Origin of the sequence: Nocardia thailandica NBRC 100428, from assembly GCF_000308795.1 — a bacterium.
Classification (GTDB): Bacteria; Actinomycetota; Actinomycetes; order Mycobacteriales; family Mycobacteriaceae; genus Nocardia; species Nocardia thailandica.
In genome coordinates, this window is the sequence record NZ_BAGK01000021.1 from 69,914 (window position 1) to 76,546 (window position 6,633).

At 71.2% G+C, this 6,633-nt stretch carries 9 protein-coding genes; 7 read left to right on the forward strand and 2 right to left on the reverse strand.

The window, feature by feature from the left end:
• Nucleotides 1–4 precede the first annotated feature (4 nt).
• The 7 genes from ON36_RS02270 (at nucleotide 5) to ON36_RS02300 (ending at nucleotide 5,845) form a co-directional block, all read left to right on the forward strand.
• Entirely contained in the window at nucleotides 5–1,084 is a 1,080-nt protein-coding gene (locus tag ON36_RS02270) for an acyl-CoA dehydrogenase family protein (protein ID WP_174377530.1), read from the forward strand.
• Nucleotides 1,069–2,235 carry an acyl-CoA dehydrogenase family protein gene (locus tag ON36_RS02275; RefSeq protein WP_043647197.1) on the forward strand — a complete coding sequence of 389 codons (1,167 nt, stop codon included), beginning with the start codon at nucleotides 1,069–1,071 and terminating at the stop codon, nucleotides 2,233–2,235. The genes ON36_RS02270 and ON36_RS02275 overlap by 16 nt, the downstream gene beginning before the upstream one ends.
• A 26-nt stretch (nucleotides 2,236–2,261) precedes the next feature.
• Entirely contained in the window at nucleotides 2,262–3,194 is a 933-nt protein-coding gene (locus ON36_RS02280; RefSeq protein WP_043647198.1) for a bifunctional MaoC family dehydratase N-terminal/OB-fold nucleic acid binding domain-containing protein, read from the forward strand.
• On the forward strand, nucleotides 3,191–3,604 hold the full coding sequence (locus ON36_RS02285; protein ID WP_043647199.1) for a MaoC family dehydratase: 414 nt from the start codon (nucleotides 3,191–3,193) through the stop codon (nucleotides 3,602–3,604). The genes ON36_RS02280 and ON36_RS02285 overlap by 4 nt, the downstream gene beginning before the upstream one ends.
• On the forward strand, nucleotides 3,601–4,770 hold the full coding sequence (locus ON36_RS02290) for a lipid-transfer protein (RefSeq protein ID WP_043647200.1): 1,170 nt from the start codon (nucleotides 3,601–3,603) through the stop codon (nucleotides 4,768–4,770). Before ON36_RS02285 ends, ON36_RS02290 begins: the two co-directional genes overlap by 4 nt.
• Before the next feature lie 10 nt (nucleotides 4,771–4,780).
• Nucleotides 4,781–5,236: an NUDIX hydrolase gene (locus ON36_RS02295; RefSeq protein WP_245557836.1), complete on the forward strand. Its 456-nt coding sequence runs from the start codon at nucleotides 4,781–4,783 to the stop codon at nucleotides 5,234–5,236.
• Nucleotides 5,237–5,332: 96 nt separating this feature from the next.
• Nucleotides 5,333–5,845, forward strand: a complete 513-nt coding sequence (locus tag ON36_RS02300) for a Uma2 family endonuclease (RefSeq protein WP_218001159.1) — start codon at nucleotides 5,333–5,335, stop codon at nucleotides 5,843–5,845.
• A 35-nt stretch (nucleotides 5,846–5,880) separates the two neighbouring features.
• Here the strand turns inward: ON36_RS02300 and ON36_RS02305 are convergent, their stop codons facing one another.
• Nucleotides 5,881–6,093: a hypothetical protein gene (locus ON36_RS02305; RefSeq protein WP_052313572.1), complete on the reverse strand. Its 213-nt coding sequence runs from the start codon at nucleotides 6,091–6,093 to the stop codon at nucleotides 5,881–5,883.
• Between the two features lie 52 nt (nucleotides 6,094–6,145).
• Nucleotides 6,146–6,379: a hypothetical protein gene (locus ON36_RS02310; RefSeq protein ID WP_157224745.1), complete on the reverse strand. Its 234-nt coding sequence runs from the start codon at nucleotides 6,377–6,379 to the stop codon at nucleotides 6,146–6,148.
• Between the last annotated feature and the right edge of the window lie 254 nt (nucleotides 6,380–6,633).

Genomic DNA, 6,633 nt, shown 5'->3' on the forward strand with positions numbered 1-6,633 from the left:
CTCGATGAGGGAGGACGCCGTGGATTTCACTCGCGACGACAGCGCCGACGCGGTAGCCGAAGTGGTGGTGAGCCTGCTGGAACGGCAGCAGGCACGTGATCTGGATTTGTGGCCACCGCTGGTGGACTCCGGGCTGCTCGCGGTCGCCGTGCCCGAGCGGTTCGGCGGCGACGGCATGGGCCTGGCCGAGGTGAGCGCGCTGCTCTACGAACTGGCCACCGACGCCGCGGCCGTGCCCGCGCTGCCCACGCTCGCCTTCGGGGTGCTGCCCCTGCTCGACGCGCTGCCCGCCGGCCTGGCCGAGCGCGTCCTCGGCGAGGTCGGCAAGGGCGTGGTGCTCACCGCCGCGGTGAGCGAGCCGGGCGCGCCGTTCACGGCCGCGCCGCACACCACCGCCGTCCGCGACGGCGACACCGTGCGGATCACCGGCCGCAAGGTGAGCGTGATCTACGCCGAGCAGGCCCGCTGGCTGCTGATCCCGACCGATCAGGGCGTCGCCCTCGTCGAGTCGGTCGCCAAGGGCCTCTCGGTGCTGCCGACCCCGGCCTCCTCGGGCATCCCCGAGGCGACCGTGGTGCTCGAGGACGTCGAGGTGCCCGCCGCGCAGCTGCTGCCCGGCCTGCTGCCGACCGTGCTCCGCCACGCCGTCGCCGGGATCGGCGCCACCGCCGACGGCCTGCTCAACGGCGCGATCCGGCTGACCGCCGAACACGTGCGCACACGTCGGCAGTTCGGCAGGCCGCTGGCCGAGTTCCAGGCGGTGGCCCAGCAGATCGCCGACCTGTACGTCGTCTCGCGCACGCTGCACGTCGCGGCCGAGTCGGCGTCCTGGGCGCTGGCCCAGGACGACACGTCCCCCGAGCACCGGGCCCGCGTCGACGAGGACCTCGACGTGCTCGCCTACTGGGCGGCCGCCGAACTGCCCCGCGCCATGCAGAAGTGTCACCACCTGCACGGGGGACTGGGTGTGGACATCACCCACCCGATGCATCGCTACTACTCACAGGCCAAGGACCTCGCCCGCCTGCTCGGCGGCGCGGGGCTGCGACTCGACAATCTGGGAGCAAGATGTTCATCGATCTGACCGCCGAACAGCGGCGGCTGCGCGACGAATTACGTTCCTACTTCGCCGGACTCGTCACCCCCGACGAGGCCGCCGCGATGGCGACCGACCGGCACGGCGACGCCTACCGCGCGGTGGTCCGCCGGATGGGCGCCGACGGGAAACTCGGCGTGGGCTGGCCGAAGGAGTTCGGCGGCGGCGGTTTCGGCCCGATGGAGCAGCAGATCTTCTTCAACGAGGCGGTGCGCGCCGACGTGCCGCTGCCGCTGGTGACGCTGCTGACCGTCGGTCCGACCCTGCAGGTGTTCGGCACCGAGGAACAGAAGAAACGCTTCCTGCCCGGGATCCTGTCCGGCGACATCCACTTCGCCATCGGCTATTCCGAGCCGGAGGCGGGCACCGACCTCGCCTCGCTGCGCACCTCCGCGGTCCGTGACGACAGCGGCGACTGGATCGTCAACGGCCAGAAGATCTTCACCACCGGCGCCCACGAGGCCGACTACGTGTGGACGGCCGTGCGCACCGGTTCGGTGGAGTCGCGGCACCGCGGCATCTCGATCCTCATCGTCGACACCGAGGACCCGGGCTACTCCTGGACGCCGATCATCACCTGCGACGGCGCCCACCACACCAACGCCACCTACTTCGACAACGTCCGGGTCCCCGCCGACCTGCTGGTCGGCGAGGAGAACAAGGGCTGGCGGCTGATCACCACCCAGCTCAACCACGAACGCGTCAGCCTCGGCCCCTCCGGCAAGATCGAACAGCTCTACGACCGGTTGCGCGACTGGTGCGCGTCCCGGGAACTGCTGGGCGAGAGCGAGGTCCGGCGCGCGCTGGGCCGGGTCCGCACGATGGTGCGGCTCAACGAGCTGCTCAACTGGCAGGTCGCGGCGGCGGCCGAGGACGAGGCCGACCAGAACGCGGTGATCGCCGACGCGTCGGCCACCAAGATCTTCTCCACCGAATCGCTGCAGGAGGCGGGCCGCCTGGTCGAGGAGGTCGTCGGCCGCTACGGCGACGCCGCCGAGCCGGAGACCGCCGAGTTCCTGGAGTGGCTGGACCGGCGCACCAAGCAGAACCTGGTCGTCACCTTCGGTGGCGGCGTCAACGAGATCATGCGCGAACTGGTCGCCTCCTCCGGCCTCGCCCTGCCGCGCGTCCCCCGATAGCCAGCGAAACCCGTCAGGAGCGGCGCATGCCGGAAATCCTTGCACCGGAAGACCTCCCCGCGGCGGCGGCGAAGATCGCCGCCGCCGGGGAGTCGGCCCCCCGGGCCGGCCGCGACCCGGTCAACCAGCCCATGATCAACAACTGGGTGGAGGCGATCGGCGACACCAACCCGATCTACGTCGACGACGCCGCGGCGCGGGCGGCCGGGCACCCCGGCATCGTCGCGCCGCCCGCCATGGCCCAGGTGTGGACGATGAACGGCCTGCACGGGTCGCGCACCGCCGACGACCCGCTCGGCCTGGCGACCGAGCTGTTCGACGCGGCCGGCTTCACCTCGGTGGTCGGCACCAACTGCGAGCAGACCTACCACCGCTACCTGGTGCCGGGCGAGCAGGTGACGGTCACCAGCAGGCTGTCCGACATCGTCGGCCCCAAGCGGACCGGGCTGGGCGACGGCTGGTTCCTGACTTTCACCACCACCTGGCGGGTCGGCGAGGAGGTGGTGACCGAGATGCTGTTCCGCATCCTCAAGTTCGCCCCCGCCGCGAAGCCCGAGGCGCCCGCAGGCGACCGGGTCGTGCCCCTGAAATCCCTCGACACGGAGTTCTTCTGGGCGGGGACCGAGGTGGGTGAGCTGCGCATCCAGCGCCTGCCCGACGGCCGGTTGCAGCACCCGCCGATCCCGGCCACCTGGCTGGACAAGGCCGAGACCACCGACTACGTGGTCGCGGCGGGCACCGGCACCGTGTTCAGCTTCGTGGTGCACCACGCGCCGAAGGTGCCCGGCCGGGCGCTGCCGTTCGTGGTCGCGCTGGTGGAACTGGACGAGGGCGTGCGCATGCTCGGCGAGCTGCGCGGCGTCGACCCCGAGGCCGTCGAGATCGGGCAGCCGGTCCGCGCCGCCTTCGAGAAGCTCGCCGATGGATCCGTACTGCCGTACTGGGAGGCGAACGCGTGAGCACCGCAACCACTTTCGCCGTCGGGGCGACCCTGCCCGAACTGGTGATCCACGCCGACCCGACCTTCGTCATCAGCACCGCGCTGGCGACCAGGGACTTCCAGGACGTGCACCACGACCGGGACAAGGCGGTCGAGCGGGGGTCGAAGGACATCTTCGTCAACATCCTCACCGACACCGGCCTGGTGCAGCGTTTCGTCACCGACTGGGCGGGCCCGAGCGCGGTGATCCGCAAGATCGCGCTGCGCCTCGGTGTCCCGCTGTACGCGGGCGACACGCTCACCCTGACCGGCACGGTCACCGCGGTCGAGGGCGGCGAGGTCACCGTCGACGTGCGTGGCCGCGACAGCCTCGGCGAGCACATCACCGCCACCGCCGTGTTCACCCACCCCGATCTGGAGCAGCAGTGACACTTTCCGGACGCGCTGCCATCGTCGGCATCGGCGCCACCGATTTCTCCAAGGACTCCGGGCGCAGCGAACTGCGCCTGGCGGCCGAGGCCGTGCAGGCCGCGCTCGCCGACGCGGGCCTCACGCCCGCCGACGTCGACGGCCTGACCACGTTCACGATGGACACCAACACCCAGGCGGCGGTGGCCCGCGCGGTCGGGATCCCGAGCCTGAAGTTCTTCTCCTACATCGGCTACGGCGGCGGCGCGGCGTGCGCGACCGTGCAGCAGGCGGCGATGGCCGTGGCCACCGGCGTCGCCGACGTGGTGGTCGCCTATCGCGCGTTCAACGAGCGCTCGGGCGCCCGCTTCGGTCAGTTCAGCCCGGCGCTGGCGGCCGCGCCCACCTCGTCGGGGATCGACGCGAGCTGGGCCTACCCGCAGGGTCTCGGCACGCCCGCCGCGCAGGTCGCCATGGTGGCCCGGCGGTACATGCACGTCACCGGCGCCACCAGCGCCGACTTCGGCGCCGTCGCGGTGGCCGACCGCAGGCACGCCGCGGTCAATCCCGACGCGTTCTTCTACGGCAAGCCGATCACCCTCGAGCAGCACCAGGCGTCCCGCTGGATCGCCGAGCCGCTGCACCTGCTCGACTGCTGCCAGGAATCCGACGGCGGTGTCGCCCTGGTCATCACGAGCGTCGAACGGGCGAAGGACCTGCCCAACAAGCCCGCGATCATCGCCGCCGCGGCCCAGGGCAGCGGCGCCGACCAGTACGTGATGACGAGCTACTACCGCGACGCCATGACCGGCCTGCCCGAGATGGGCCTGGTCGGCGACCAGCTGTGGGCCCAGAGCGGGTTGCGCGCCGAGGACATGCAGGCCGCGATCCTCTACGACCACTTCACCCCGTTCGTCCTCATGCAGCTCGAGGAGCTCGGCTTCTGCGGCCGCGGCGAGGCGAAGGACTTCGTCGCGGACGGTGCCATCGAGATCGGCGGCCGACTGCCGCTGAACACCCACGGCGGCCAGCTCGGCGAGGCCTACATCCACGGCATGAACGGCATCGCCGAGGCGGTGCGGCAGGTCCGCGGCACCTCGGTCAACCAGGTCGAGGATCTGGACCGCATCGTGGTCACCGCCGGAACCGGCGTCCCGACCTCGGGTCTGGTGCTCACCGGTTCGTAGTCTGTGCGGCGTGTCCGAAAGGGGAGCGCCGATGACCATCGCCCGGCACCTGGTCGACGTCCACCTGCTGCTCGTCCGCGAGGCGCGGGTTCTGCTGAGCCTGCGCCGCAGCGGCGACGAGTACGACGGCCGCTGGCACCTGCCCTCGGGCAAACTCGAACACGGCGAGTCCGCGACCGCCGGTCTCGCCCGGGAGGCGTGGGAGGAGACCGGCATCCGGCTCGACCCGGCCCGTGTGCGCCTGGTCCACGTCGCCCACGTGACCGCCCCCGCCCGGGAACCGCGCCTCGGCCTGTTCTTCCGCGCCGACACCTGGTCGGGCACCCCGGACAACCGCGAGCCCGACAAGTGCTACGCACTGCGCTGGTTCCCCCTCGCCGACCTCCCCGACAATCTCATCGACTACTCGGCGACGGGAATCCACGCCCTGAGCCACCCGTCGGAATACAGCGAGGCCGGTTGGTAGCCGATCTCCCCGACTACAGTTGAGGCATGACCGCACTACCCGACTGGATGCGCCCCCCGCGCGCGGCGGGCTGGTTCGCGGAAGACCTGGACCCACCTGCCCGAGGCGCCTCGGCATACCGAACTCATCGATGGAGCCCTTGTCTTCAGGATGTCCCCCCAGCGGTCCTGGCACGGTCGTCTCGTCACGGCCCTCACCACCACGTTGATGGAGCAGGCCCCCGCGGGTTACGAGGTCGAACGGGAGATGACGATCCGGCTCGATTCCCGCAACCGACCCGAGCCCGATCTGCTCGTCACGACCGCCCGCTACGACCCCGACCGGACCTTCTTCACCCCCCAGGATGTCCGCCTCGTCGTCGAGGTCATCTCGCCGGAGTCCGCGCACCGGGACCGCACGGTGAAACTCCGCAAATATGCCGAGGCGGGCATACCGGGCTATTGGTGCGTCGAAGAGGAGCACGGCGCTCCCGTGGTGCACGTGTACGAGCTCGACGAGCCGACCCGCGCCTACGCCCCAGCGGCCATCTGCCGGACCGTGCTTCAGCGCCCTGTCCCCTTCGATATCGTCATCGACCTCGGTCGCCTGGTCCCGCCGGTACGTCGCTGACCGCTCACGCGCGTGCGCCGGCCACGGCCGGCGAACTATTGCCCGCACCCCGCGCTGCCGCCCGATCCGGGAAAGAGCGCGCAGCGGAGGAGGTACTGCAGATTCGCGTCGATGGTGTCGAACGCCGTGCTGCCGATCATCGACGACGCGGTGCCGAGCGGGCCGAGTACCGGCCCGACCTCCGCGTCCGCTGCGGCGTGCCCGGCGCCCGAGCCCGCCGATCCGCCCACCAACGCCGCGATCACCACCGCCGCACGTATCCCCGCCCTCCGCTTGCGGTGCCCGCGCGCCGACACGGGATCAGCCGCCGAACGGGCAGGTCGAGCCGCTGCCCGAACCGACGAGATCGCACAGCAGCGTATTCCGTATGGCCATGAGCCAGAACAGGGGCGAGTCCATCGGTGGCAGCGCGGTCCCGCTCTGCGAGGAGCCCGTGGCCGCCACGCCTTCGACGGCGGCCTCGGCTCCGGCGGCGCCGCCCGCGCCGCCCAGCATCGCCGCGACGAGCACACCTGTCAGCACTGTCCTACGCATCCCAGCCATCCGTTCCCGGTGCCCACGCACCGTCCGCCGACAGTCTGAATCATTGATGGTTCAAATTTGGTGGAACGTGTGCCCGCAGTTCATGGGGCACCGGCGTCACGCCGCGAGGAAGCGGTGGATCGGCCGGGTGAGGCGGGCGATCCTGTCCGCGCCGTCGGCGGGCGTGCTCCGCGCGCCGACGAGATGGTCGAACACCAGCCCCTCGAGCAGGGCGACGAAGTCGGCGGCGTCGGCCCGTGGGTCGT